The sequence below is a fragment of the Pseudomonas triticifolii genome (genome assembly GCF_014358015.1).
Taxonomy (GTDB): Bacteria; Pseudomonadota; Gammaproteobacteria; order Pseudomonadales; family Pseudomonadaceae; genus Aquipseudomonas; species Aquipseudomonas triticifolii.
In genome coordinates, this window is record NZ_JACONV010000001.1 from 185946 (window position 1) to 212904 (window position 26959).

General features: G+C 58.6%; 23 protein-coding genes and 1 tRNA gene. 12 read left to right on the forward strand and 12 right to left on the reverse strand.

What is annotated here, in order from left to right; translation table 11 throughout:
• Positions 1-121 precede the first annotated feature (121 nt).
• The 4 genes from H8S56_RS00820 to pgm all read left to right on the forward strand — a co-directional run bounded on the left by H8S56_RS00820 (position 122) and on the right by pgm (position 7311).
• Positions 122-1624 carry a hypothetical protein gene (locus H8S56_RS00820; protein WP_187517575.1) on the forward strand — a complete coding sequence of 501 codons (1503 nt, stop codon included), beginning with the start codon at positions 122-124 and terminating at the stop codon, positions 1622-1624.
• 93 nt (positions 1625-1717) lie between these two features.
• Positions 1718-3124 carry an aminotransferase-like domain-containing protein gene (locus H8S56_RS00825; protein WP_187517576.1) on the forward strand — a complete coding sequence of 469 codons (1407 nt, stop codon included), beginning with the start codon at positions 1718-1720 and terminating at the stop codon, positions 3122-3124.
• A gap of 156 nt (positions 3125-3280) precedes the next feature.
• Complete coding sequence (locus H8S56_RS00830) at positions 3281-5557, forward strand: ATP-dependent DNA helicase (RefSeq protein ID WP_187517984.1); 2277 nt, start codon at positions 3281-3283, stop codon at positions 5555-5557.
• 107 nt (positions 5558-5664) lie between these two features.
• On the forward strand, positions 5665-7311 hold the full coding sequence (gene pgm, locus H8S56_RS00835; RefSeq protein WP_024695332.1) for a phosphoglucomutase (alpha-D-glucose-1,6-bisphosphate-dependent): 1647 nt from the start codon (positions 5665-5667) through the stop codon (positions 7309-7311).
• Between the two features lie 55 nt (positions 7312-7366).
• Here pgm and H8S56_RS00840 read toward each other — a convergent pair whose 3' ends face one another.
• Complete coding sequence (locus H8S56_RS00840) at positions 7367-7642, reverse strand: peptidylprolyl isomerase (RefSeq protein WP_004879573.1); 276 nt, start codon at positions 7640-7642, stop codon at positions 7367-7369.
• Between the two features lie 111 nt (positions 7643-7753).
• Here H8S56_RS00840 and H8S56_RS00845 point away from each other — a divergent pair, with 111 nt between their 5' ends.
• A complete protein-coding gene (locus H8S56_RS00845) occupies positions 7754-8920 on the forward strand; it encodes a PilT/PilU family type 4a pilus ATPase (RefSeq protein ID WP_024688291.1) in 1167 nt (388 codons plus the stop codon).
• Positions 8921-8930: 10 nt separating this feature from the next.
• Here the strand turns inward: H8S56_RS00845 and H8S56_RS00850 are convergent, their stop codons facing one another.
• The 10 genes from H8S56_RS00850 to H8S56_RS00895 form a co-directional block, all read right to left on the reverse strand.
• Entirely contained in the window at positions 8931-9689 is a 759-nt protein-coding gene (locus H8S56_RS00850; protein WP_024688290.1) for a 3-hydroxybutyrate dehydrogenase, read from the reverse strand.
• A gap of 10 nt (positions 9690-9699) precedes the next feature.
• The gene (locus H8S56_RS00855) at positions 9700-11091 is read right to left on the reverse strand and encodes a GntP family permease (protein WP_187517577.1); all 1392 of its coding nucleotides are present in this window, start codon (positions 11089-11091) and stop codon (positions 9700-9702) included.
• 255 nt (positions 11092-11346) lie between these two features.
• Positions 11347-12762: a sigma-54 interaction domain-containing protein gene (locus H8S56_RS00860; RefSeq protein ID WP_024688288.1), complete on the reverse strand. Its 1416-nt coding sequence runs from the start codon at positions 12760-12762 to the stop codon at positions 11347-11349.
• Positions 12763-12821: 59 nt separating this feature from the next.
• Positions 12822-14405, reverse strand: coding sequence for an ABC transporter ATP-binding protein (locus H8S56_RS00865; protein WP_187517578.1), 1584 nt, complete (start codon positions 14403-14405; stop codon positions 12822-12824).
• Position 14406: 1 nt separating this feature from the next.
• On the reverse strand, positions 14407-15429 hold the full coding sequence (locus H8S56_RS00870) for an ABC transporter permease (protein ID WP_024695328.1): 1023 nt from the start codon (positions 15427-15429) through the stop codon (positions 14407-14409).
• Complete coding sequence (locus H8S56_RS00875) at positions 15429-16493, reverse strand: microcin C ABC transporter permease YejB (RefSeq protein ID WP_024688285.1); 1065 nt, start codon at positions 16491-16493, stop codon at positions 15429-15431. Before H8S56_RS00875 ends, H8S56_RS00870 begins: the two co-directional genes overlap by 1 nt.
• Positions 16494-18356 carry an extracellular solute-binding protein gene (locus H8S56_RS00880; protein ID WP_187517579.1) on the reverse strand — a complete coding sequence of 621 codons (1863 nt, stop codon included), beginning with the start codon at positions 18354-18356 and terminating at the stop codon, positions 16494-16496.
• Positions 18357-18556: 200 nt separating this feature from the next.
• A complete protein-coding gene (locus H8S56_RS00885) occupies positions 18557-18838 on the reverse strand; it encodes a peptidylprolyl isomerase (RefSeq protein WP_002553340.1) in 282 nt (93 codons plus the stop codon).
• A gap of 82 nt (positions 18839-18920) precedes the next feature.
• Positions 18921-20003, reverse strand: a complete 1083-nt coding sequence (locus tag H8S56_RS00890; RefSeq protein WP_024688283.1) for a 3-deoxy-7-phosphoheptulonate synthase — start codon at positions 20001-20003, stop codon at positions 18921-18923.
• 740 nt (positions 20004-20743) lie between these two features.
• Positions 20744-20974 (reverse strand): DNA-binding protein, encoded by a 231-nt coding sequence (locus H8S56_RS00895; RefSeq protein ID WP_080266119.1) that lies wholly within the window; start codon positions 20972-20974, stop codon positions 20744-20746.
• Positions 20975-21056: 82 nt separating this feature from the next.
• Here H8S56_RS00895 and H8S56_RS00900 point away from each other — a divergent pair, with 82 nt between their 5' ends.
• The 7 genes from H8S56_RS00900 (at position 21057) to H8S56_RS24750 (ending at position 25653) form a co-directional block, all read left to right on the forward strand.
• Positions 21057-21419 carry a helix-turn-helix domain-containing protein gene (locus H8S56_RS00900; protein ID WP_024688282.1) on the forward strand — a complete coding sequence of 121 codons (363 nt, stop codon included), beginning with the start codon at positions 21057-21059 and terminating at the stop codon, positions 21417-21419.
• Positions 21420-21573: 154 nt separating this feature from the next.
• Entirely contained in the window at positions 21574-22218 is a 645-nt protein-coding gene (gacA, locus tag H8S56_RS00905) for a response regulator transcription factor GacA (protein ID WP_024688281.1), read from the forward strand.
• 2 nt (positions 22219-22220) lie between these two features.
• Complete coding sequence (gene uvrC / locus H8S56_RS00910) at positions 22221-24044, forward strand: excinuclease ABC subunit UvrC (protein ID WP_187517580.1); 1824 nt, start codon at positions 22221-22223, stop codon at positions 24042-24044.
• Positions 24045-24076: 32 nt separating this feature from the next.
• Entirely contained in the window at positions 24077-24637 is a 561-nt protein-coding gene (gene pgsA / locus H8S56_RS00915) for a CDP-diacylglycerol--glycerol-3-phosphate 3-phosphatidyltransferase (protein ID WP_024688279.1), read from the forward strand.
• A 66-nt stretch (positions 24638-24703) separates the two neighbouring features.
• Positions 24704-24779: transfer RNA gene (locus H8S56_RS00920), tRNA-Gly, on the forward strand.
• Positions 24780-25025: 246 nt separating this feature from the next.
• Positions 25026-25181 carry an Arm DNA-binding domain-containing protein gene (locus tag H8S56_RS24660; RefSeq protein ID WP_328803357.1) on the forward strand — a complete coding sequence of 52 codons (156 nt, stop codon included), beginning with the start codon at positions 25026-25028 and terminating at the stop codon, positions 25179-25181.
• Positions 25182-25215: 34 nt separating this feature from the next.
• Positions 25216-25653 (forward strand): phage integrase central domain-containing protein, encoded by a 438-nt coding sequence (locus tag H8S56_RS24750; RefSeq protein ID WP_408003762.1) that lies wholly within the window; start codon positions 25216-25218, stop codon positions 25651-25653.
• An 11-nt stretch (positions 25654-25664) separates the two neighbouring features.
• Here H8S56_RS24750 and H8S56_RS00925 read toward each other — a convergent pair whose 3' ends face one another.
• Positions 25665-26822, reverse strand: a complete 1158-nt coding sequence (locus tag H8S56_RS00925) for an alpha/beta hydrolase family protein (RefSeq protein WP_024685005.1) — start codon at positions 26820-26822, stop codon at positions 25665-25667.
• Positions 26823-26959: the final 137 nt, after the last annotated feature.

The following is a 26959-nucleotide window of genomic DNA, read 5'->3' on the forward strand; positions in this document are numbered from 1 at the left end:
TAGTTGTGTAATTATTACTCAGGGAATGAGTCATGGTCGATTATGAATTCGATGATCAGCCCGATGTTGAATGCCGTGCCCATACGGTGTTTTGCCGGGGTGAGCGGGCAGGGAGCACACAATGAGCGCCATCCATGAACAGGCAATGAATTATGTATACCAGCAGGTATTGCAGCGTCTGCTGAGTTACTTTTCGCGGGCGGAGCGCACCGCGCTGCAACTGTTGATTCAGCGTCTTATCGTTGCCGCAGGCGGTATCGAGCGGATCTCTACCTTCAAGGTGCTGGTGGCGTTCGGCGGTGGCAAGGACAGTGCCTACACGCTGGCATTTGTGCGGGCTGCGCAGTTGAGCATTGCGTGTCGCGCCCCAGGAACCTTCAACCTGCGCGTGGCCAACAGGCGCCATGCAGGCATGACGCCAGCGGTCATGGAAAACATTGATCGCAGTTATGCGGCGTTGTTTCTCTACGATGATCCACGGGTTGAGATGCTGGTGTTCGATAATCAGTACACTCAAGCGTTCGAGCCGGATCTGCCTTTTTCCAGCGCAGGGCGCGAGCAGAACCGCTCCGACATGCTGGTGGCAGGGCATCTGTCGGCCGGCGATGCACGCACGACGTTCTGCAACAGCTGCTATCTGGGGTTGGCCGAGTTTCTGGGGCGAGCCTCGTCGTGGGGCAAAGGGGTCGATGCGCTGGTCAGCGGCGATTCGCGCAAGGACCAGAAGCAGTACATCACCTGGATCATGCGCCTGGCACAACGTACAGGGCAGGGGACTGGCCAGTGGAAAAACCATAACGCCAACAGCGTGCTCAGGGCGCTGGATCATGTCGGGCAGGCCTTCTATCACGAACTGTATGGAGAACCGGCTGACGTAGACAAGCCCGTTCGGCCTGTTGCCCCGCCCCTAAAGTCCAGCGCACCTGCGCTCATCGGCATTGCCGATCTGGTCGGTTGCAAGGCGGATGAGCACTGGGGGCTGCTGAGCGAGTTCCTGAATTTTCGTTTTGAAGACCTGTCATTCAGCTTCAGCGAATCCGACTGTGCAAACCCCCTATTGATGGCGCACATGCGCGGACTGACGGCGCAGTACGTTCAGGCACGCAGTTATGCCGACGGCATTGCCGAATATCTGAAGTTGGCGACTTCGCTCATGCGCGCCAAGGGCATGCCGGCTCGGCTTATCGACCAGGCCTTGAGCGCCTATGACGGCCCTGAACGTATCGCAGTGCGTCGAAGCCTGGCCGAGGGTTTCGCTCAGGAAGGCTATGGGCTCAACGAAGTCCAACTGGTTTGCATGCTCTTTTCGCCTTTTGTGGACAATGGACGAGGGCTTGAAGCGTTTTTACGGCGGTGTCATCCGGGCATGCTGATCGCGCTCCCGGACCTGCACAAGGTGTTGTCCGGCTCGACCGCGCCTGATCAGGTCCTGAGTTGGCTGGTCGATATCAGCGGCCTGACCATCGACGGCGTGCGCAAGCTCTATGTCAAGCAGCGCGTGGACTTCAATGACGAGCGCTCGATCATCGCCAGGATTCGCGCTGCAGATCCTGACAAGCGCCGGATCATGACCATCGACCCTTCAACCGGTGAATCTGTGCTGCAGATTGTCTCCGGGCGCTGAACCTGCTGTGTGCGGCGTGACCTTTGCCGATGCGGCATGTGTCATGTCGCGACTGCCTGGGACGTTTATTGGCTCAGTGCCGGGTAATTTTCCATGAAGAACAAAACGGATTTCGCTTATCAGGCGGTGTATCGCTATCTGTTGCGTCTGGTCAACGACGCGCAGGAAAAGTCACCCTTCAAATTGCCTTCGCTGCGCCAGTTGGCGCGACGGCTCAGGGTATCGATTTCCACGGTGCAGAGCGCCTATTCGTTGCTGGAAAAAGAAGGGCGCATCTGTTCGATGCCCAAATCGGGTTACTACACCATTGCTGCCGAACGCGGTGAAGTGGAGCGGCCATCGGATCGTCACGACGATGATCTTCTGAGTGCAATGTGCAGAAGCGCACGTCGGCCCGGAATGTGGGTGATCGGTGATGACGAACCCACCGTGGTGCAGTTTCAGGCCAGCCCGCTGATTGCCATGGAGCGGGAGCTGGCGCGTCATTATCCCAGACTCGGCAGTGCCGGCTTTCAGCCATTCGGCGACGTCGAACTGCGCACTGCATTGGCAGCTCGCTATACCCGTGACGCAGGACATGGCTGGTATGCCGACGACGTCTACATAGCAGCGGATCTGTCCAGCATACTCAAGGCCGTGATCGAGACCCTGGGTTTGCGCGAGACCCATGTGCTGGTGGAGTCTCCCTGTCCATGGGGCCTACTGCGTCTGCTGCAAGCGTATGACATACGGATTGTCGAGCTGCCGCTGGACGAGAGCGGCAGCCTTGATCTGGTGGTGCTGGATCAGGTGCTTGAAGCGCACACCTTTAGCGTGGCGATTTTGCCGTCGGTGCTCAATCCGGTGTGCGGCCGCATCAGGCCATGGAGCAACACTCAAGCCGTGGCCGAGCGGCTTGAGCGACACAAGGTTCGGGTGCTTGAAAATGACAGTCATGGTGACCTGTCATTTACTCGTGAGCAGGGCCGATTGCGCGACATGATCGACCCTTGTCGTCTCATTATCATGGGCTCCTTCGCGAAAGCCCTCGGGCCCGAGGCACCGTTTGGTTATGTACTGTGCAAGAACGACGAGCGTGAGTGGCAGCGCTATTTTCTGGTCCACGCGTTCGAACTGCCGCCGATGCGTCAGAAGGCAATCGCCCGGCTGTGCGCCAGCGGGCAGCTGGATACGTACCTCAGTGGCCTTGTCCTTGCGCTGGGCGAGCGGATGCTGGAAATGAATCAGGGGCTGGACCGTCATCTGGCCGGTATCCTGCGCTATGAAAGACCGGCGGGTGGCAGCGCATTCTGGGCCGAGTGCTCGAATCCGGTGAGCATGCGGCAGGTGTTCGATGACCTGCTTGGACAGCGGATTGTGATCATGCCGGGTGAGTTATTCAGCGCGAACGCTTGGCATCGACAACATCTGCGCATCGGTTACGCCATTGACTGGAGTCAGGACATCGATCGGTTGCTTGCCACGTTGAGGACCGCATTCGAGCAGGCGCGTACACCGTGACGACGTGTTCATCCTTCCGCCGATCCATTTGTATTTGCCAGCGTCCTTGCAAGCCTGTTAACTGGACGCCTGTCCAGTATCCGCAACCCATGGTTTCCCCGCGCAGTGACCTCTCTGACCATCGCCAGTCCTTCCTCAACACCTGCGCCCGACGGCGTGTCGGCCAGGCGCTATGCCGTCGCTGTCAGGGCATTGTGCGAGTTCACCGCCAAGGTTGGTGATCTGGATCTGCGTTTCACACCGTCGCCGACCGCACAGGAAGGCATCGCCGGGCACCGTACGGTCGCCTCTCGGCGCAGTGCCGACTATCAGGCCGAGCTGGCGTTGAGCGGCGACTACCACGAGCTGACCGTTCGGGGCAGGGCAGATGGCTACGACCCTGCGCTTAATCAGCTCGAGGAAGTGAAGACGTATCGCGGCGAGCTTGACGCCATGCCCGCCAATCATCGTCAGTTGCACTGGGCACAGGTGAAAGTCTATGGCTGGCTGCTCTGTCAGCAGCTTGGTCTGAAGGAGGTCACGCTGGCGCTGGTGTATTTCAACATTGTCAGTGAGCAGGAAACCCTTGTTCGAGAACCCTTCAGCGCCGAGACGCTGCAAGGCTTTTTCGAACAGCAGTGCACTGTGTTCCTGAGCCATGCGCGGCAAGAGCTTGCGCACACCCAGGCGCTGCACCAGGCACTGGGCACGCTGGCGTTTCCTCATGCATCCTTTCGTACCGGTCAGCGCACGCTGGCGGAATCGGTCTATAAAGCCGTGAGTACCGGCTGCTGTCTGATGGCGCAGGCGCCGACCGGAATCGGCAAGACGGTAGGCACGCTGTTTCCGCTGCTCAAGGCGCTGCCGGTCCAGAAACTCGACAAGATCTTTTTTCTCACAGCCAAGACGCCTGGCCGCAGGCTGGCACTGAATGCTTTGCAGGTCATCGGCGACAGCGCTCCGCACCTGGGGCTGCGGGTGTTGGAACTGGTGGCACGGGACAAGGCCTGCGAGCATCTGGACAAGGCCTGCAATGGCGACTCCTGCCCGTTGGCCAAGGGCTTTTATGATCGGTTGCCTGCCGCGCGCTCGGCGGCGTTGCAGTCGCCCTGGCTGGATCAGGCTGGTGTGCGCGAGGTTGCGCTGCGGCATCAGGTCTGTCCGTATTACCTGAGCCAGGAGCTTGCGCGCTGGGCCGACGTGGTAGTTGCCGATTACAACTATTATTTCGACCTGAGCGCGCTGTTGTTCGGTCTCGGCCAGTTGAATCAGTGGCGCGTCGCAACGCTGGTGGACGAAGCCCATAACATGGTCGAGCGCGCCCGACAGATGTACAGCGCCAGCCTCGATCAGGGCACCATCAAGACCTTGATTCAGGCGGCACCGGAACCCGTGAAAAAAGCCCTGCAGCGCGTCAGCCGACAATGGACTGCGCTGCACAAGGAGCAGATGGGTGCCTATCAGGCGTATGCCCGGTTGCCGGAGAAATTCCTCAACAGCCTCAATCTCTGTATCTCAACCATTGGGGATCATTTCAACGAGCATCCGCATGCGGTGGACGTTGCCCTGCAGGGCTTTTATCTGGAAGCCATCGGTTTTGTTCGAATCGCCGAACTGTTCGATGAACACTTCCTGTTTGATATCGCCAAGCGCGACATCGGCAGCAAAGGCAGCCTGTCGCGTCTGAGCCTGCGCAACGTGGTGCCGGCGCGTTTTATCCAGCCGCGTCTGACGGCGGCGCGCAGTACCGTGCTGTTTTCCGCGACGCTCAATCCGAGCCACTACTACCGCGATTTACTCGGGCTCCCCGCCAATACCGTGTGGATCGACGTGGAGTCGCCGTTCCATCATGAGCAACTGGAGGTGCACATCGTCAGCCGCATCTCCACGCGTTACACCCATCGCCAGGCTTCTCTGGCACCTATCGTCGAGTTGATGGCCCAACAGTTCCAGGCCCGGCCCGGCAATTACCTGGCGTTCTTCAGCAGCTTCGATTATCTGCAGCAGGTGGCCGAGTTGATGGCGCTTACCCATCCGCACATCACACTCTGGCAGCAGGCCCGGGGCATGGGCGAGGGCGAGCGTCATGCTTTTCTCGACCGCTTCACGTTAAGCAGTCAGGGCATTGGTTTTGCTGTGCTGGGCGGTGCATTCGGGGAGGGCATCGACCTGCCGGGTGCACGTTTGATTGGCGCATTCATCGCGACGCTGGGGCTGCCGCAGCTCAATCCGGTCAATGAACAGTTCAAACACCGTATGGCGGCCTTGTTTGGCGCTGGCTACGATTACACCTACCTGTACCCTGGCCTGCAAAAAGTGGTTCAGGCGGCCGGGCGAGTGATTCGCAGTCAGAGTGATAAAGGGGTGGTGATGCTGATTGATGACCGTTTCGCCGAACGCAAGGTGACGCAACTGTTTCCCGCGTGGTGGCGACTCGCCGAGTCAACGAGTTAAGGATCGATATCCAAGCGTCGCTGTCGAACTGTCAGTAAACTGCCGCATCGCTCGCGGTCGGTTCGATTTTTTTCTGTTCACATCCCATTTCTATCCACGGAGGTTGTATGAGTCTCAGTCCTTTCGCCGGCAAGCTGGCACCTGCGCAGTTACTGGTCGATATCCCGAGACTGGTCACGGCTTACTACACCGGCCAGCCCGATGCGTCGGTCGCGACCCAGCGCGTTGCGTTCGGCACCTCCGGGCATCGCGGCACCTCTTTCGAACTGAGCTTCAACGAATGGCATGTGCTGGCCATCAGTCAGGCCATCTGCCTGTACCGACAGGCCAAAGGCATTGATGGCCCGCTGTTTCTGGGTGCCGACACCCATGCGCTGTCCACCCCTGCTGCGGCTACGGCGCTTGAAGTGCTGGCCGCCAACGGCGTGCAGGTGATGATTTCCCAGGGCGATGAGTACACCCCTACGCCCGCTGTGTCCCACGCGATCATTTGCTACAACCGTGGGCGCACCTCCGGTCTGGCCGATGGCATCGTCATCACGCCGTCGCACAACCCGCCACAGAGCGGCGGGTTCAAGTACAACCCGCCCAATGGCGGCCCGGCCGACAGCGATGTCACCAAGTGGATCGAAAACAAGGCCAACGAACTGCTGGCCGAGAAGGTTCAGGGCGTATCGCGCATGAGCCATGAAAAGGCCCTGCGCGCCGACACCACGCATCGTCATGACTACGTCAATACCTACGTGGCAGACCTGAAGAATGTCATCGACATGGACGCCATTCGCGATGCTGGACTGCGCCTCGGCGTCGATCCGCTGGGCGGAGCAGGGGTCAACTACTGGACGGCAATTGGCGAGCATTACGGCCTGAACCTGGACGTGGTGAACAAGTTCGTCGACCCGACGTTCCGCTTCATGAGCGTCGACTGGGACGGTCAGATCCGCATGGACCCGTCGTCCAGCTATGCGATGCAGAGCCTGATCGGTCTCAAGGATCGCTATCAGGTGGCCTTTGCCTGTGACCCGGACCACGACCGCCACGGTATCGTGACCCCGACCGGCGGGCTGATGACGCCCAACAGCTATCTGGCCGTGTCCATTGATTATCTGTTCCAGAATCGCCCGGACTGGCGCGCCGATGCGGCCGTGGGCAAGACCGTGGTCAGCAGCGGCATGATCGACCGCGTTACTGCACGTCTGGGCCGTCGCCTGTACGAAGTGCCGGTGGGCTTCAAGTACTTTGCTGAAGGCCTGTTTGACGGCTCGCTCGGTTTTGGTGGCGAGGAAAGCGCGGGCGCTTCGTTCCTGCGTCGCGATGGTACGGTGTGGACCACCGACAAGGACGGTCTGATTCCAGCGCTGCTGGCGGCTGAAATCACTGCACGCACCGGACGTGATCCGAGCGAACACTACCAGACCATGACCGAGCAACTGGGCAAGCCTTACTCGACCCGTGTCGATGCCAAGGCCAATCCGCAACAGAAGGCATTGCTGAGCAAGCTGTCGCCGGATCAGGTCACCTCCACTGAACTGGCGGGTGAGCCGATTCAGACAGTGCTGAGCAACGCGCCGGGCAACGATCAGGCGTTTGGCGGCGTGAAAGTCATGACTGAAAATGGCTGGTTCGCAGCACGCCCCTCGGGCACCGAAGACATCTACAAGATCTACGCAGAAAGCTTCGTGGGCGAAGATCACCTGAAGCGTCTGGTCGAAGAAGCCCAGGTGCTGGTGGACAGCGCGATTTCTGCGAAGTAATAGCTGAGGTCGAATTGACGGCCCGCCTGCGATTTACGCAGGCGGGCCGTTTTCGTCAATCCCGGTAAAACACTTGCACCAAGTGGTAACCGAACTTGCTCTTGATCGGCCCGTGGACGGTGCGCAGCGGTTTCTTGAAAATCACCTGATCGATGGCACCCACCATTTGCCCAGGCCGCACTTCGCCCAGATCGCCGCCGCGTTTGCCGGACGGGCAGCTAGAATGCTTCTTGGCCAATACGTCAAACGCTTCGCCCTTGGCGATACGCTGCTTGAGCTGTTCGGCCTCTTCGGCGGTTTTCACCAGGATATGGCGGGCCTGTGCTTTCATGTCTCGATACCCAGCAACTGTAAAAGCCTGCCATTATGCCTGTCCTTGTCGCATCTGGCGCTCAGGCGACAGGCAAACGTTTTTCCACCCTGATTTCGTACGGTAGTGATTATGGATTTCCCGGCGTTGTTGAAGATTCTGGCCAGCCAGGACGGATCGGACCTGTATCTTTCCACCGGAGCGCCGCCCTGCGCCAAGTTCAACGGCGTGCTCAAGCCTGTGGGTACTGAAACACTCAAGCCCGGTGACGTGGCGAAGATCGCCCAGGGCCTCATGGATGAGGAGCAGAAACTCGAATTCCTGCGCGAGCTGGAAATGAACCTGGCCGTATCACTGGCCGGCATCGGGCGATTCCGGATCAACATCTTCATGCAGCGCAATGAAGTGTCCATCGTCGCGCGTAACATCAAGCTGGACATTCCGCGTTTCGAAGACCTGTATTTACCGCCGATCCTGCTTGACGTGATCATGGAAAAGCACGGTCTGGTGCTGTTCGTGGGCGCAACCGGTTCGGGCAAATCCACCTCGCTGGCGGCGTTGATCGATTACCGCAACCGTAATGCCAGCGGCCATATCATCACCATCGAAGACCCGGTCGAGTTCATCCATCGGCACAAGAAATCCATCGTCAATCAGCGTGAAGTAGGTGTCGACACCCGCAGCTTCAGGGCTGCGCTGAAAAATACGCTGCGTCAGGCACCGGATGTGATTCTGATCGGTGAGATTCGCGACCGGGAAACCATGGAGCATGCGCTGGCGTTCGCCGACACCGGGCATCTGGCGATCTCGACCCTGCACGCCAATAACGCGAACCAGGCACTGGACCGGATCATTAATTTCTTTCCCGAAGAGCGTCGTGCGCAATTGCTGCACGACCTGGGCAACAACCTCAAGGCCTTCGTGTCCCAGCGTCTGGTCAAAACCCCGGATGGCAAGCGTCGCGCGGCGGTGGAGGTGATGATGGGCACGCCGACGATCCGTGATTTGATCCAGCGCAACGAGTTCAACGAGCTCAAGGGCATTATGGAAAAATCCGGCAGCCTGGGCATGCAGACGTTCGATACCGCGCTGTTTCAACTGGCGGTGGAAGGGGCTATCAGCGAAGAGGAGGCCCTGAAGCACGCTGACTCACAGAACAACCTTCGTCTGCGCCTCAAACTGCACGATGAGGGCAGCGCGACGCAGGTGACCACTGCGCCTGCCGCCCCCGTCGGGTCGAGCAAACCCAACATGTCCGAGTGGGGCCTGGTCGGCGACGAGCCGCCGTCCAAAGGCTGAGCCCCGACGACTATTGGGCCAGCCAGCCGCCGTCGACGTTCCACGCAGCGCCACGTACCTGCACGGCGGCGTCGCTGCACAGAAACAGCGCCAGTTCGCCAAGCTGTTGCGGTGTGACAAAGTCCAGCGACGGCTGTTTTTCGGCCAACAGATCGTGCCGCGCTTGCTCGGTGCCGCCTCGGCTGTCGATCTGCTGCTGCACCAGAGGCGTCAACACCCACCCGGGGCAGATCGCGTTGCAGGTGATCTGGGTGGATGCGGTTTCCAGTGCAACGACCTTGGTCAGGCCGATCACGCCATGCTTGGCGGCGACATAGGCTGCCTTGCCGGTCGAGCCCACCAGCCCATGTACCGACGCAATGTTGATAATCCGGCCCCAGGCCTTTTTGCTCATGCCGGGCAGACACAGGCGCGTGGTGTGGAACACTGAAGACAGGTTGATCGCAAGAATTGCATCCCAGCGCTCGACAGGAAAATCCTCGACGCTGCTCACGTGCTGAATACCCGCATTGTTGATCAGAATGTCGACACCGCCGAACTCACGCTCGGCGTACTCGATCATGTCCGCGATCTGTGCTGGGTCGCTGACATCGGCAGGGTGATGCCCGACCTTGCCGCCCGCCTGTTCGACCTGCCTGATGACCTCGGTTGTGTCGCCAAAGCCGTTGAGAATCACATCGGCGCCGGCTTTCGCCAGTTGCAGTGCGATGCCCAGACCAATGCCGCTTGTGGAGCCGGTGACGAGTGCGGTTTTGCCTTGCAGACTCATAAATAATTCCTTACACGATGCCGGTGGCGTAGAACGTTGCGATCACGACGAACACCGCCAGCGTCTTGATCAGCGTGATGCCGAAGATGTCCTTGTACGCTTCGCGGTGAGTTAACCCGGTCACGGCCAGCAGGGTAATCACTGCGCCGTTGTGCGGGAGAGTGTCCATGCCGCCGCTGGCCATGGCAGCGACCCGGTGCAGAACCTCCAATGGAATGTTTGCAGCGTTGGCGGCGGCGATGAAGTTCTGCGACATGGCGGCCAGCGCGATACTCATGCCGCCCGACGCAGAGCCTGTGATGCCGGCCAGCAGCGTCACGGTGATCGCCTCGTTGACCAAAGGATTGGGGATACTCTTCAGGCCATTGGCGAGCACCAGGAAGCCCGGCAGCGAGGCGATGACCGCACCGAAACCGTATTCGGAGGCGGTGTTCATGGCTGCCAGCAACGCACCACTTACGGCGCTTTTGGTGCCCTCGGCCAACTTGCTTTGGATGGCGCGGAAACCGAAGACCAGCACCATCAGGATGCCGATCAGCAGTGCAGCCTCGACAGCCCAGATAGCCGTGACCTTCGCCACTTCAGTCTGTACAGGTGCTGCCATTCCCGGTAGCGCAAGGGTGTGGGTCTTGCCGTACCACTGCGGGATCCACCAGGTAAACAGCAGGTTCATGATGCCCACGGCCACCAGCGGTGAAAGCGCCAGCCACGGATTGGGTAATTTCAGGTCCGAAGCCGTCTCTGGTTCGTTGCGCAACTCGGTGCCATAGCCTTCACCGGCACGCTGGGCCTTGTTGCGCTGGCGCTGCAGATAGAGCATGCCGGCGCAGAACACGAATACCGTGCCGATAAGTCCCAACCAGGGCGCTGCCCACGCGGTCGTGTTAAAGAACGTGGTCGGGATGATGTTCTGGATCTGCGGCGTGCCGGGCAGGGCATCCATGGTGAACGAGAACGCGCCCAGGGCAATGGTGGCCGGAATCAGGCGTTTGGGAATATTGCTCTGCCGGAACATCTCGGCGGCGAACGGATAGACCGCGAACACCACAACGAACAGCGATACGCCGCCGTACGTGAGCAGCGCACAGACCAGCACGATCACCAGCATGGCCTGACGTGTGCCGAGTACGCCAATGGCGGCAGCCACGATGGACCGCGAGAACCCTGAAAGCTCGATGAGTTTGCCGAACACCGCACCCAGCAGAAAGACGGGGAAATACAGCTTGATGAAGCCGACCATCTTGTCCATGAACACGCCGGTAAAGGCGGGAGCCACCGCAGCGGGATCCGTCAGTAGCACAGCCCCCAGCGCAGCAATGGGTGCGAATAAGATAACGCTGTAGCCGCGGTAAGCAGCCAACATCAGCAGCGCCAGCGCCGCCAGTGCAATGAGAACGCTCATCAGGTGTCTCCTGTTGTTATTGTTTTTTACGGGGCTTCAGCGCGCCCTCGTATCGACATAGCGGGTTTCGTGCCATGTGTTCAACACATTGAAAGTAAAGGTAATTTCTTGTTCTGGTAGGCGGTGAACCAGATTTTTGTCCATAAAACGAGACATCAGGTTCTCCGTACGGCGACTGCAACGCCGAACATATCGTGGAGATACCTGAAAACAGAGCGGTGTAGGGCTGTCTCTGAAAAGAGACTCGATATCCCGTTATGGAGACTCGGCGATCCCCAGCATGGCCATTTTCTTGTAGAGCGTCGAACGTCCAAGCCCCAGTTGCCGGGCCGCTTGCACCACGCTGCCCGCGCACTGACGCAACGTGGTCTCGATCACATGCCTATCAAAACGTTGGCGCGCTTCGCTGAACGTCTCCTGCTGCAGGATCGGGCTGTTCACGCTGGGCAGAGGCGAGGTCAAGGGTGTCAACGTGCCTATTGCTGCATGAACGTCTGTGGCCGTCAGCAGCGGTTCATCGCTCAGCAGCGCAGCCCGCTCCAGCACGTTGCGCAATTCACGGATATTGCCGGGCCAGGCATGCCTTGCCAGCACGCCCAAGGCTTCGTGTTCCAGCTCGTGGTGGCTGCGTAACTCTTCGAGGATGGCTTCACTGAGTGCTGGCAAGTCTTCCAGGCGTTCGCGCAGCGGCGGCACGTTGATCGGCAGCACGTTTAACCGGTAATAGAGGTCCGCGCGGAACTCGCCACGCTTGATCGCCGCCTCCAGATCGGTCGAGGTGGCTGCGATGAGACGCACATCGCTCTGAAGGACTTCGTTGGAGCCGACCGGTTCGTATTCCTTCTCTTCCAGCGCACGCAGTAGCTTGCTTTGCAGGGCCATGGGCATGTCACCGATCTCGTCCAGAAACAGCGTGCCGCCTTGGGCGATTTTCAGTTTTCCGGGGCGACCCTTGCGGTCTGCGCCGGTGAACGCACCCGGCGCGGTGCCGAAGAACTCTGCCTCCAGCAGTGTTTCCGGGATGGCTGCGCTGTTGATGCTCACGAACGGCTTGTTGGCGCGGGGCGAGGCATTGTGGATGGCGTGAGCGAGCAGTTCCTTGCCAGTGCCGGTTTCGCCGAGCAGCAGCACGGGAGATTGGGTGCTGGCGCTGCGCCTGGCGCGGCGTTTGACTTCCAGCGACGCCTCGCTGGTGCCGATAAAGTGCGCAAAACTGTACTTGGCCTGACGCGCCTTGAGCAGCGAGCGCGTATTCGCCAGTTCTTGCTGCATGTTCAGGTAGCGACTGAGCAGCGGCGATAGCGTTTGCAACTGATCGAACAGCGCAAAGCCGATGGCGCCAATCACCCCACCTGAACCGTCATGGATGGGCAGGCGCATGACCACCAGTGGATCCCTTGCAGTATCCATCATGTCCAGCAGAATCGGTTGTCCATCCTTGGCCACTTGCCGTAGCAGGCTGCCGGGGATCACCTTTTCGCAAGGTTGGCCGATGGCCAGGGTCGGGTCCTGCAGCCCGAAGCGCCGCGCATAACGCTTGTTGATCCAGACGATGCGCGCGTCCTTGTCGACAATGACTGTGCCCTCGCTCGACTGCTCGATAATCTCGAACAACGAACGGATCGCAAGGCGCTGGATGCTCTGATGGTCGTTCAGATTGTTGTCTTTCATGGGGATGTTCCGTCAGGGAGCGGACGCCTGGCCGCACAGACTGCTGCGTTTTTACGCGATCAGATAAAACCTGGATGCGCTGCCGCCAGCAGCTCCTGTGTGTAGGGATGCTGTGGCGAATCGAACACCGCGTGACTGGCCCCTTGCTCGACGACTTTGCCATCCTTGACCACAATTACATCATGGGCCAAGGCCTTGACCACCGCCAGATCATGGCTGATGAAAAGATAGGTCAATCCGTGTTTCTCCTGAAGTTCGCGCAACAGCGCCACGACCTGTTTCTGAACCGTGCGGTCCAGCGCCGAGGTTGGCTCGTCGAGCAGGATCAGCGCAGGCTTGAGCACCAGCGCCCTGGCAATAGCAATCCGTTGGCGCTGGCCGCCGGAAAATTCGTGTGGATAGCGATGACGGCTTTGTGGGTCGATGCCCACTTCTTCAAGGGCGCGTATGACCTCGACGTCGCACTGGACCGAGTCCAGCCCGCCATGCATCTCCAGACCTTCGCCGACGATCTGTGCCACTGACATGCGCGGGCTGAGGCTGCCATAGGGGTCTTGAAAAACCACCTGCATTTCCTTGCGCCACGGTCGCATCTGCTTCTGGCTAAGACCGTCCAGCGCGTGGCCACGAAAACGGATGCTGCCGCGTGAGTCCAGCAGGCGCAGGATCGCCTGGCCCAGCGTCGACTTTCCGGAGCCCGATTCGCCGACAATGCCCAGAGTCTTTCCGCGCTCGATACTCAAGCTGATGTCATCGACCGCCTTGAGGTATTCCTTGTGCCGCCTGAAGATGCCGCCAGTCAGTGAGAACCAGACTTTCAAGTGGTCGACTTCCAGCACTTTTTCTCGCGCATCACGCGGCAGCGGCTCTCCCGCAGGCTCGGCATCCAGCAGCAAGCGGCTGTAAGGATGTTGCGGTGCCTTGAAAAGCGACTGACAGTCGGCCTGCTCGACGATCTCGCCTGCGCGCATCACGCAGACGCGCTGTGCAACGCTGTGTACCAGATTGAGGTCATGGCTGATTAACAGTAGCGACATGCCCAGACGCTGCTGCAGCTCCTTGAGCAGCAGCAGGATCTTGCGCTGCACGGTGACATCCAGTGCCGTGGTGGGCTCGTCGGCGATCAGCAGTTCCGGCTCGCAGGCCAGCGCCATGGCAATCATCACCCGCTGTCGCTGGCCGCCGGACAGTTCATGGGGATAGGCCTTCAGGCGTTTGTGCGGCTGTTGAATGCCCACCAGTTCGAGCAGCTCCAGGATACGCTTCTGCGCTGCACGACCGCCCATGCCACGGTGCAGCAGCAGGGTTTCACCGATCTGTTTGGCCACGGTGTGCAACGGGTTCAGCGAGGTCATGGGCTCCTGAAAGATCATTGCGATGCGGTTGCCGCGCAGTTCACGCAGGGTTCGGTCATCTGCGCCGACCAGTTGCTGGCCGCGATAAGTGATGCTGCCAGTGGTGACTGTGCCGCTTCCAGGTAGCAGTTGCAGGATCGAATGCGCGGTGACCGACTTGCCCGAACCGGATTCTCCGACCAGCGCCAGGCACTCACCCGCACGGATATCCAGGCTCAGATTGCTGACCACCTTCTGGCCGCTGAACGCGATGCTCAGGTCGCGGATTTCAATCAGGTTGTCAGTCATTTCAGGACCTCGGGTCGAAGGCATCACGCAGCGCCTCGCCAATGAACACCAGCAGGGTGAGGATCAGGGCCAGGGCGAAGAACGCCGTCAGGCCCAGCCATGGCGCCTGCAGGTTTTGCTTGCCCTGGGCGATCAACTCACCCAGTGAAGCACTGCCGGCCGGCATGCCGAAGCCAAGGAAGTCCAGCGCCGTCAGCGTCGAGATGGCGCCGGTCAGGATGAACGGCAGGTAGCTCAGCGTGGCGTTCATAGCGTTGGGCAGGATGTGGCGAACGATCACGGTTCGGTCGCTCAGCCCGAGTGCACGCGCAGCTTTCACGTATTCCAGATTGCGTCCGCGCAGGAACTCGGCGCGCACCACGTCGACCAGTGCCAGCCAGGAAAACAACGCCATGATGCCCAGCAACCACCAGAAATCAGGTTCGACGAAACCCGACAGAATAATCAGCAGGTAAAGTACCGGCAGGCCTGACCAGACCTCCAGCAGCCGTTGGCCGAGCAGGTCCACCCAGCCACCGTAATAGCCTTGAAGCGCGCCCGCCGTGATACCAATCAAGGCGCTGATGAAGGTCAGCACCAGCGCAAACAGGATCGACACCCGCGCCCCGAAGATGACCCTGGCCAGCACGTCACGGGCCTGGTCATCGGTGCCCAACCAGTTAGTGGAAGACGGCGGGCTGGGTGCGGGAATGGTCAGCTCGTAGTTCGGGGTGTCGTCGCTGAACGCAATGGGCGGGAAGAGCATCCAGCCGTCACCTTTGGCGATCAGGCCGCGCACATACTCACTACGATAATCTGGCTGGAAGGGCAACTCGCCCCCGAACGCCTGTTCGGTGTAGCGCTTAAAGACCGGAAAGTAGAGCGAATGCTTGTAGCTGACCACCAACGGCTTGTCATTAGCGATCAGTTCGCCGCCCAGTGTCAGGGCGAAGAGGGCGCAGAACAGCCACAGCGACCACCAGCCCCGGCGATTGGCGCGAAAGCGTTCAAGGCGACGACGCGCCAGCGGGGAAAGACTACGCATCATGCATTCCTCGCGCTGAAATCGATTCGGGGATCGACCAGGGTGTAGCAGATATCACCCACCAGTTTGATGAGCAGGCCGAACAGGGTAAAGATGAACAGCGAGCCGAACACCACCGGATAATCTCGTGAAACGGCTGCTTCGTAACTCATGCGCCCCAGGCCGTCCAGCGAGAAAATCACCTCGATCAGCAGCGATCCGGCAAAGAACACGCTGATAAACGCTTGAGGAATGCCCGACACCACCAGCAGCATGGCATTGCGAAACACATGCCCGTAAAGCACACGGCGTTCGCTCATGCCCTTGGCTCGGGCGGTGATCACGTACTGTCGAGTGACCTCATTGAGAAACGAATGCTTGGTCAGCAATGTCAGCGAGGCGAACCCGCCAATGACCAGCGCCGAAACCGGCAGCACCAGGTGCCAGAAATAATCGGCAATCTTGCCCAGCGTCGACAGCTGCTCGAAGTTATCCGACACAAGGCCGCGCACCGGAAACCAGTTCAACGAGGTGCCCCCGCAGAACACCACGACCAGCAGCATGGCGAACAGAAAAGCGGGCGTGGCGTAACCGATGATGATTGCGGTACTGCTCCAGATATCGAACTGGCTGCCATGTTTGACGGCCTTGCGAATGCCCAGCGGGATTGACACCAGATAGGTCAGCAGCGTCGCCCAGAGCCCCAGGGATATGGACACAGGCATCTTTTGCAGAATCAGGTCCGTGACGGTTGCACCGCGAAAGAAACTGTTGCCGAAGTCCAGCTGCGCGTAATTCTTGAGCATCAGCCACAGACGCTCATGCAACGGTTTGTCGAAGCCATACTGATGTTCGATTTCCTTGATCAGCTTGGGGTCCAGCCCTCGGGACGCTCTGGATTGCCCTGCACCGGCCGACTCCGATGCGCTGGCACCCGCAGTGGTGCCGCCAATGCCTTGCAATCGTGCAATGGCCTGCTCCACCGGCCCGCCGGGTGCGGCCTGCACGATGAAGAAATTGACCAGCAGAATGCACAGCAGCGTGGGGATGATCAGTAGCAATCGGCGCAGGATGTAACCCAGCATTCACTTCATCTCCGAGACGAGGGCAGAGGCGCCACGTTTGGCTGAGAACTGCTCATTGGTCAGGGGTGTCGGGCTGATTTCCCACCACGTCTCGATGGCCTCGTTGTTACTGGCCTGAATTTTCGGAATCCCGAAGCGGTTCCACCATACCGTGGATGAACCCGGCGGATAGTAATTGGGGATCCAGTAATAATTCCATTGCAGTACCCGATCCAGGCAGTGCGCATAGTCAGTCATCGTCTGCTTGTTGTCGGCCTTGAGCAGTCCGGCGATGAGCGTGTCCACGGCTGGATCCTGCAACGCCATGTAGTTGCTGGAGCCCGGATCCATCGCTACTTTGGAGCCGAAGCTGTTGTACAGCTCCGAGCCCGGCGACGTAGATACCGGGTAGCCGGTCACTATCATGTCGTAATCGCGGGCCATGACCCTGTTCAGGTACTGCGCCGCGTCGATCCGGCGAATGTCGAAATGAATGCCGATCTGCGCCAGGTTGCGCTTGTAGGGCAACAGCATGCGCTCAAAGCCCGACTGGCCGTTCAGGAAGGTAAAGCTGAACGGTTGGCCCTGGGCATTGACCAGTTCATCGCCTTTGGGTGTCCAGCCGGCTTCTTTCATCAACGCCAGCGCTTGCAATTGCTTGTCGCGGATGAAACCGGTGCCGTCGGTTCTGGGCGTTTTGTAGACCGTATCGAATACCTGATCGGGTACCTGGCCGCGCAGCGGTTCAAGGATCTTGAGTTCGGCAGGCGTCGGCAGCTCAGTGGCCGCCAGTTCGGAATTGGAAAAATAACTGTCCTGGCGAATGTACATGTTGCGCATCATCTGCCGGTTGGTCCATTCGAAATCCCACAGCAGTGACAGCGCCTGACGTACGCGTCGGTCCTGGAACATCGGTCGGCTCAGGTTGAACACGAACCCCTGCGAGCTTTGCACGGCACCTTTGGCCAGATGCGCTTTCTGCAGTCGTCCATCTGACAGTGCGGGGCTGTCGTAGCGGATTGAATAGCCGGTCGCAGAAAATTCCCGGTTGTAGTCGTAGGCGCCGCCCTTGAGCACCTGACGGGCGACATCGATGTCACCGAAATATTCGATGCTGAACGTATCGAAGTTGTACAGACCGCGGCTGACCGGCAGGTCCTTGCCCCACCAGGTCGGGTCGCGCTCGAAAGTGATGGTGCGGCCGGGATCGACGTGGGCGATCTTGTAAGGGCCGCTGCCAAGTGGCACTTCGAAGCCGGCCCCGCTGGCAAAGTCGCGGGTTTTCCACCAGTGCTCGGGAAACACCGGTAGCGTGGCCAGATCCAGCGGTAGCGTGCGGTTATCGGTGTGTTTGAAGTCGAAACGGATCTGCGTGGGGGATTCGACTTCCAGACCTTTGACGGCTTCGAACTGGGTCCGGTACTGCATGCTGCCTTGGGTCATCAGCAGCTCGTAGGTGTATTTCACATCATTGGCCGTGATCGGCGTCCCGTCGGCAAAGCGCGCCTTGGGATTGAGGTAGAAACGCAGTGACAACCCGTCCGCCCCGCGTTCCATCTTTTCGGCCACCAGCCCGTAAACGGTGTAGGGCTCGTCCATCGAGCGCACGGCCAGTGGCGAGTACAGCATGCCGTTGATTTGCGAGACGCCCATGCCTTTGTCGGTGAAAGGCATCAGGTGATCGAACTGACCGATTTCCAGCGCCGAGCGACGCATGCTGCCGCCTTTCGGCGCGTCGGGGTTCACGTAGTCGAAGTGCTGAAAAGTAGCCGGATAGCGAGGCGTTTCCCCATAGACAGTGAGGGCGTGTTGCGCAGCAGCGAGCAGAGAGGAGGAGGCCAGGGCCAGCGTTACAGTGATCAGTGAAGAAAAAACAAAACGCATTACTCGAATCCTGAATGACCGTAGAAGCGCCCGGCATCGTGTTGGAGGCAGCGGTATCTTCTACAGATAAATCCCTGATTCGCCAAGCGGGCAAGCGGCTGGACGCTGCACGGAACATGGCGCGAGGGCGCGGCGAGTGTACGACAAACAAAAACGGCCCATCCGAAGATGAGCCGTCGAGTAGCCAGCGGGCGACAGGATCAGTCCTGACGGCTGGTCACTTCCAGCAGGTGGTAACCGAACTGAGTCTTGACCGGACCCTGAACAGTGTTGACCGGGGCGCTGAATACGACAGTGTCGAATTCCTTGACCATCTGGCCTGGACCAAACGAACCCAGATCACCGCCCTGGCGGCTGGATGGGCAGCTCGAATTGGCTTTGGCGATTTCAGCGAAATCAGCGCCGCCTTCGATCTGTGCCTTGAGTTCGTTGCACTTTTCTTCGCTCGAAACAAGGATGTGGCGGGCAGTGGCTTTAGCCATGGGGAAAAATCTCCTGTGAAAAAAAAGAAACAGCCTACCGGATTCAGTTCAGCATTTCCTGACAAAGTTCCTTCGAATCACGTTATCTGTAGCGCAACCGATCAACTGTGTGGCGCAGTAGTTGCTCGGTACCGGTCCAGCCCAGGCAGCCATCGGTCACGGATACGCCATATTCGAGTGTTCCGCTCAAGGGCTGGCAGCCGTCGAACAGGTGGCTCTCGATCATCATTCCGATCAGCGATGTGTCGCCTTGCAGGCGCTGCTGCAGCACGTCATTGAACACCTGTGGCTGGCGCAGCGGATCTTTGCCGCTATTGGCATGGCTGCAGTCGACCATGATGCGCGCGGCGATCCGCTGTTTCGCGAGACTCGCCTGTACTTTGGCAATGCTGCCGCTGTCGTAGTTTGGCCCGCTATGCCCGCCGCGCAGCACGATATGCGTGTCCGGATTGCCTTGGGTTTCGATGATGGCCGGGTTGCCGTGGCTGTCCATGCCGAAATGACGATGCGGGTGGGCTGCCGAACGGATAGCGTCACAGGCAACCGCCACGCCGCCGTCTGTGCCGTTTTTGAAACCTGTCGCCATGGGCAAACCACTGGCCATTTCCCGATGGATCTGCGATTCGGTGGTCCGCGCGCCGATAGCCACCCAACTGAGCAAGTCGTCGAAGTAACCGGCTGCCATGGGCTGCAGAATCTCCGTCGCGACAGGCAGGCCCATGTACAGCATCTCACGCATCAATTCACGTGACAGCTTGAGGCCTACGGCCATGTCATCGCTGCCATCCAGGCGAGGGTCGTAGGCCAGGCCTTTCCAGCCCACGGTCGTGCGAGGCTTCTCGACGTAGGCACGCATCACCAGCAGCATCTGGTCGCTGACTTCGGCAGCCAGATTGGCGAGACGATCAGCGTACTCGAGTGCCGATTGTGGGTCGTGAAGGGAGCAGGGGCCGACGATGACCAACAGGCGCGAGTCTTCGCCTTCAAGAATGGCTCTGACAGCGCGACGATGAGCGCGGACCTGTTCGGTCAGGGCGCTGCTGAGGGGCAGGCTGCTCTTGAGTTCAAGGGCGCTGGGTAGACGCTTCGAGACAGGAATGCCCTGTGGCAGGGTAATCGAATGGTTCGACAGGTCGGATGGTTTTACGGCAACGGACGAATTCATGTTCTGGCTTCCTGGGCTGGCGGGTCATTTACCCGCGCAAAGCCCTACTGGGGTGTTCGACAAAGGGCCGGTTCGGCCATACGTGTGCAGTTGCCACCTGGCAGTGACCGATCGGAGGCGGCTGGCTGGCCCGAACGGAGGTTGCTAAATCGCCAGGCGAAGTCGATGTCGTTGCGGTAATAGGCGGCGTAGTTCATGTCGTGTTCCTCGATTCGTTTGAATGTGATGTTTTCTGGAGTCTTAAAAAACAAAACCCCCGGTCGGGGAGCCGACCGGGGGTAGAGAATTCTCTGGTTGGCGTCCCCTTAAAATGGGCGCCGGATGGGTATCAGGCGCGCCAGTGGCTAAACCAATACCCGTAATAAGCGTTGAGCTGAGCCATCGCTGGCAGAACCCGCACAGATACGCCATTCGCCGAGCGGCAGGCGCTGGCATGGAGTGTGAACTGTGAGTGGGTGGGTTGCAGCATGGTGTGTCTCCGTTGAATGAGTCTGAGCTTACTTCAGAGGAGCGCGCTGATTCAATTGGAAAATTCGATCGAGCCAATTATCGGCTCTGTGGGTCACGCAGCGAGGGGAAGCTGCGAGGGGAATGGGCAGCTCTTGAGATGTCAAAATCGGCAAGGCGGGAAATTGCACTTGGGGTGCGGACAAAAGCTGTCGGAAAAAGCTGTTTAGTCGGTCCGCAAGTGCCGTAGAGGTGTCGAGAATTGTAGAAGAAGCCAACCAGACACTTACCGATCAATCAGCGCCATGCTTTGGCCCTGCATCTCCCGAAGGAATGCTGCCGATCTTCATCCCCAGCAAAACCGCCACTTTATGAGACTCGCCGCGTTTTCCCTTCTTGCGTCCTGCCAAAATCTGATAGGTCGTCGCAGGGTCAATGCTGTTCTCACGGGCGAATTCTTGAACAGATTTTCCTTGTTGTTCGAGCCAGGCCTTGGCTTGTGCAGCGGTACGTATTCCGGGCATAGTTCAAAACCGTTCAAATCAGTTTAATTTTAACTGGATTTTACCATTCGTAAGGATAGGGTCAACAAGGTTGTGCATTCAAATGAGTGGAATCGGGTATCGACTAAGAAAAGAAAGAGACCGTCTGGGACTGTCTCAGCGTGCCTTCGGTGAAATTGGTGGTGTGGAAGCGAATGCGCAAGGAAAGTATGAAAGCGGCAATCGTGCCCCCAAGGCCGATTATCTGGCTGCGGTCGCCGCCAAAGGTGTCGATGTGCTCTACGTACTGACGGGTACACCCACCCCGATACCGTTCGACAATCTCAGCGTCGCCGAGGAGAAGGTCCTTGGCAGCTACCGTGTGCTCGACAAGGAAGATCAGGATGCGATTATGCGACTGACCACCACCATGGCTGAGCTGTCAGCTTCTTACAGTACCGCTGAAAAATCGCAATCCGACGATTGAGGCCGACAATACGGGCCTTTTCGTCTCCATAGGTGAGATAGCGTTGTCTGCGTTTCGACAAAGGACGTGAAAACGCCAACATCCGCTAGGTCAGGCACGCCGTTTTTTGTTATGGTGAATAGCATTCGTTATGACCGTTGCGCGAGGTGTCTGCTTGATTAGGGTGCTAGTTGTCGATGACCATGATCTTGTCCGGACAGGCATCACACGCATGTTGGCCGACATAGATGGTCTACAGGTTGTAGGTCAGGCCGATTCCGGTGAAGAGGCGTTGAAGAAGACGCGTGAGCTCAAGCCTGACGTGGTGTTGATGGATGTCAAGATGCCCGGGATTGGAGGGCTTGAAGCGACGCGCAAGCTGTTGCGCAGTCATCCTGATATCAAGGTCGTGGCCGTCACGGTCTGTGAAGAAGATCCTTTCCCGACCCGCTTGCTTCAGGCTGGAGCGGCGGGTTACATGACCAAGGGCGCAGGTCTTGCGGAAATGGTCCAGGCCATTCGCCTCGTTTTCGCGGGTCAGCGTTATATCAGCCCGCAAATTGCCCAGCAGTTGGCGCTGAAATCGTTTCAGCCGCAGGTGAACAATTCGCCGTTCGATCTGCTTTCCGAGCGAGAGATCCAGATTGCGTTGATGATCGTGGGCTGCCAGAAGGTCCAGACCATCTCGGACAAGCTCTGTCTGTCGCCGAAAACCGTCAATACTTACCGTTACCGAATCTTTGAGAAGCTCTCCATCAGCAGTGATGTCGAACTGGCGTTACTGGCTGTACGTCACGGCATGGTGGATGCCAGCGCCTGAACATGACCCAGACCTTTGATTCAAGTGCATTTCTGGCGACCTGCAGTGGTCGTCCAGGCGTTTACCGCATGTTCGATGCCGACGCGAAGCTTCTGTATGTGGGCAAGGCCAAGAACCTGAAGAAGCGGCTTGCGAGTTATTTCCGCAAGACCGGGCATGCGCCCAAGACGGGCGCTCTGGTGGCGCGCATCGCGCAAATCGAAACCACCATTACCGGCAACGAAACCGAAGCGTTGTTGCTTGAGCAAACGCTGATCAAGGAATGGCGGCCGCCCTACAACATTCTCCTGCGTGACGATAAGTCCTACCCTTATGTCTTTCTGTCCGATGGCCAGTTTCCGCGTTTGAGCATTCACCGCGGCGCCAAAAAAGCAAAAGGCCGCTATTTCGGACCTTATCCAAGCGCTGGTGCCATTCGTGAAAGCCTGAGCCTGCTGCAGAAAACCTTTCTGGTGCGCCAGTGCGAAGACAGCTACTTCAAGAATCGCAACCGGCCTTGTCTGCAGTATCAGATCAAACGCTGCAAAGGGCCTTGCGTCGATCTGGTCGAGCCAGAAGTGTACGCCGAGGATGTGCGCCACTCGGTGATGTTTCTCGAGGGCCGCAGTAACGCCTTGAGCGATGAGTTGAACGCGGCGATGGAAAAGGCTGCGATGGCGCTGGATTTTGAGCGAGCGGCCGAATTGCGCGACCAGGTTGCCCTGTTGCGACGGGTTCAGGATCAGCAAAGCATGGAAGGCGGCACCGGGGATGTCGATGTGGTCGCCGCGTTCGTTAACCCGGGCGGTGCTTGTGTGCATTTGATCTCGGTGCGTGGCGGGCGTGTGTTGGGCAGCAAGAACTTCTTCCCGCAGGTGGGTATCGAGGAAGAAGTTGGCGAAGTGATGTCAGCGTTCCTGGCTCAGTATTTCCTTGGTGGCGTTGACCGTGAACTGCCCAGTGAGGTGATCGTCAACGTCGTCAACGAGGATTTTCCAGCGCTGATTGAGGCGATTGAAGAGTCACGCGGTCGCGAGATGACCATCAGCCACAGGGTGCGCGGTACGCGTGCGCGCTGGCAGCAGATGGCTGTGACTAATGCCGAGCAGGCTCTGGCGGCACGTCTGGCGAACCGTCAGCACGTTTCATTGCGCTTCGAGGCGCTGGCCAAGGTGCTGAATCTCGATGAAGCGCCGGTGCGGCTGGAGTGCTATGACATCAGTCACTCCAGCGGTGAAGCGACGGTTGCATCGTGCGTGGTGTTCGGTCCGGAGGGTCCAATCAAGTCGGATTACCGCCGCTTCAATATCGAAGGTGTGACCGCGGGCGACGACTACGCAGCGATGCACCAGGCGCTGACCCGGCGCTATAGCCGCATCAAGGACGGGGAGGGTAAGTTGCCTGACGTACTGCTGGTCGATGGTGGCAAGGGCCAGATGGCTATGGCCCGTGACGTGCTCAACGAACTGGCGATCCCCGACCTCATTCTGCTCGGCGTTGCCAAGGGTACGACGCGCAAGGCCGGATTCGAAACGCTGTACCTTAATGACGCTGCCCATGAGTTCACATTGCCCGGCGATTCGCCAGCTCTCCACCTTATCCAGCAGATTCGCGACGAGGCGCACCGTTTCGCAATCACCGGACACCGCGCCCGTCGTGGCAAGACCCGCCGTACATCAACCCTTGAAGGCGTGGCAGGCGTGGGGCCGACCCGTCGTCGTGACCTGCTCAAACACTTTGGTGGTCTGCAGGAATTGTCCCGTGCGAGTATCGATGAAATAGCGAAAGCACCCGGAATTAGTAAAAAGCTGGCAGAGTCGATTTATGCAAACCTGCACAGCGAGTAGAATGCTCGCTCACCTCGTAGCCAGTTGTGCCGATGAATATCCCTAATCTGATTACCGTACTACGCGTTTTACTGATTCCGATCTTCATTCTGTTGTTTTACATGCCTTATCACTGGAGCTACATGGCAGCCAGCGCGGTGTTCGCTTTTGCGGCCGCCACTGACTGGCTCGATGGATATCTGGCGCGTCGTCTGGAGCAAAGTACGCCTTTTGGTGCGTTTCTCGACCCTGTGGCCGACAAGCTCATGGTGGCGGTCGCCTTGGTATTGTTGGTTCAGGCGCACGCCAACCTTTGGCTGACGCTGCCTGCAGCGGTGATCATCGGGCGCGAGATCGTGATCTCGGCCCTGCGCGAATGGATGGCCGAAATCGGTGCCAGGGCTCAGGTGGCAGTGTCCAGCATGGGCAAATGGAAAACAGCGGCGCAGATGCTGGCGCTGGTTATCCTGCTGGGCAATCCTCCAGCGATCACATTCTGGGTCATTCTGGGGTATGCGTTGTTGCTGATCGCGGCGGGGCTGACGTTGTGGTCGATGGTGCAATACCTGAGAGCTGCCTGGCCGCATCTCAAGACAACTGCAGAAAAAAAATAAGTTTTCGAATCAAGGGCTTGACGTAAAACTTTGAGGCGCTAGAATGGCGCCCGTCAACACGACAATGCGGGAATAGCTCAGTTGGTAGAGCACGACCTTGCCAAGGTCGGGGTCGCGAGTTCGAGTCTCGTTTCCCGCTCCAAATAATGCGCTGCAGAGTTCCAGTGAATTCTGCAAGCGATTGAAATCAGGACCTTCGGGTCCTTTTTTCGTTCCGGAAGAAACCACAGAAATCCAGCACCACCCGCGTCTAAGTCCCGATTTAAGTCCCGATGGGAATCTTGAATCTGGATGAGTACTGCATCGGTTTGTTGCTGGAACAGGCTGGATAGCGAGATGAGCATCTGGTCCTGGCTCTGTTCAGGAACTCGCTATGGCACTCTCGGATATGACCATTCGGCACGCCCGAATTATCGGTAATGACTACACGTTAGGCGACACGGATGGGCTCGCGCTCGATGTGATAGCCCAAGGTGGAAAAATCTGGCGCTTCGGGTACTGCTGGGCGGGTACGCGGGAGCGTATGTCCCTGGGTAGTTACTGACAAATCGGTCTCAAAGAAGCCCTGGCACCACCTGATGAGGCGCTGGCCTTGGTTTCAAGGCATCAATCCCTATGAGTACCGCAAACAGCAACGTCTTGCTGTTCGTACTACGGCACAGCATACTTTCGAAGCAGTGTTCAATCAGTGGGTCGAATTTCGCAGGCTGAGCCTGAGGGATGACCGCCAGAGCATGCTCTCGCAAATCTTAAGAATCCTCAATAAAGACATCCTGCTATCGCTTGGTGGGCGGCCCGTCTACGATATCAATCGTCACGATCTGCCGGATTTGCCGAGCAGGATCGAACAGCGAAAGGCCTTAACGACAGCTGAAAAGTGTCGGACCTGGTTCAACCAATTGAATCCCACTGATCTGGGTCCTGCTGAATACAGGAGCCAGACCAGTTTGGCGATAACATCGCCGGGTTACGGCTACAACTTAACGCACGGCCAATACATGCCGAGAGTCTGGTAGGTTCACACCCATCATGCGGTACGACCTCCAAGCACTTCAGCGACCCAGTCGGCAATGTACTGACCGGCATTGATGCTGTTATCAAAACTCGAATGTTGCACGCCACCCTCACGCTCGGTGAAGACTTTCAGCTCGCGTCTGGGGCTGTTCACCAACTGCTCGTAGGTGCTGTGTGCCCACTTCAGCGGAATCTGCGAATCTTTTTCGCCGTGGGTAACGAGGAACGGTACTTTGATGCGGTCCAGTATGCCGTCCAAGTGAACGTTCTCGGCGATGCTCATGAACTCATCAGTGTCTTTGGCGCCCCATACCCAGGCCACATGCGACCAGTAATGCGGAACCGGGAAACTGCCTTCCTTTTTCAGTCGACGCTTCTGCACATCACGCCAATCATGGTTGGCACCCCATACCACCCCACAAGCGAAGCGCGGCTCGAAGGCTACCGCGCGGGGGCAGTAATAGCCGCCGAGCGAGACGCCTTCCAGGCCGATGCGTTTGGCATCGACGTCGCTGCGGGTTTCGAGCCAGTCCACAACACGACTGGCCCAATGTTCACTGTCAAAACGCGCAGTCAGATTATTCAGGCGAAGCGCTTCGCCGGTACCAGGCTGGTCGATGACCAGAGATGACACTCCGCGTTTCGCGAGCCAGGCGGGCAGGCCGACGCGGTATTTCATTTCTTTGGTCGAGTCCAGTCCATTGACCTGCACCAAAATCGGTGCAGGTCCGGTGGTGCCTTCGGCGCGTACCAGCAGCCCGGAAATGCATTTGCCTTCGTAAGGGATTTCCACCCGCTCGCAGTTTTCCCGTGAGAGTTCGATACCCCGCTGGAAGGTGTGTAGAAAACGTTGATACAGCTGCGTGCGGCCTGAGGCGCCATGAGCCTGCAGGCGTTCGCAGCTCAGGTAATAGGTCGCGGCGCGGTTATATTTTTCGCCGGCTGACAACATCCGCCCCTTTGCTTCGTCTTCCTCAGCCAAGCCACACAGCTTGTCGGCCATTCTCGCCCATGTCTCACAGAAGGCCTTGCTGCCGGCGGCATCCGTTTGCTTGGCAGCCTCCTGCAGCGGCGCGCACATCTCTTCGATCTCACCGATGCGTGCCCCCATTTCAATGGCAAGGTCGACGGAGAGATTCCACACGTAGTTGGTTGGGAAATAGCGAAACATGGTTTTTATTGTCCTTGTGCAAGCAAAGCCAGGCGGCCGGATACAGACCTAGGTGTCGGGGTTTGACGGTTTGGACCAGACTAGGGATTGCTCGGTTACCTGGCCAATCGCTAATCAGGATGGCTGGTATTGAGAAG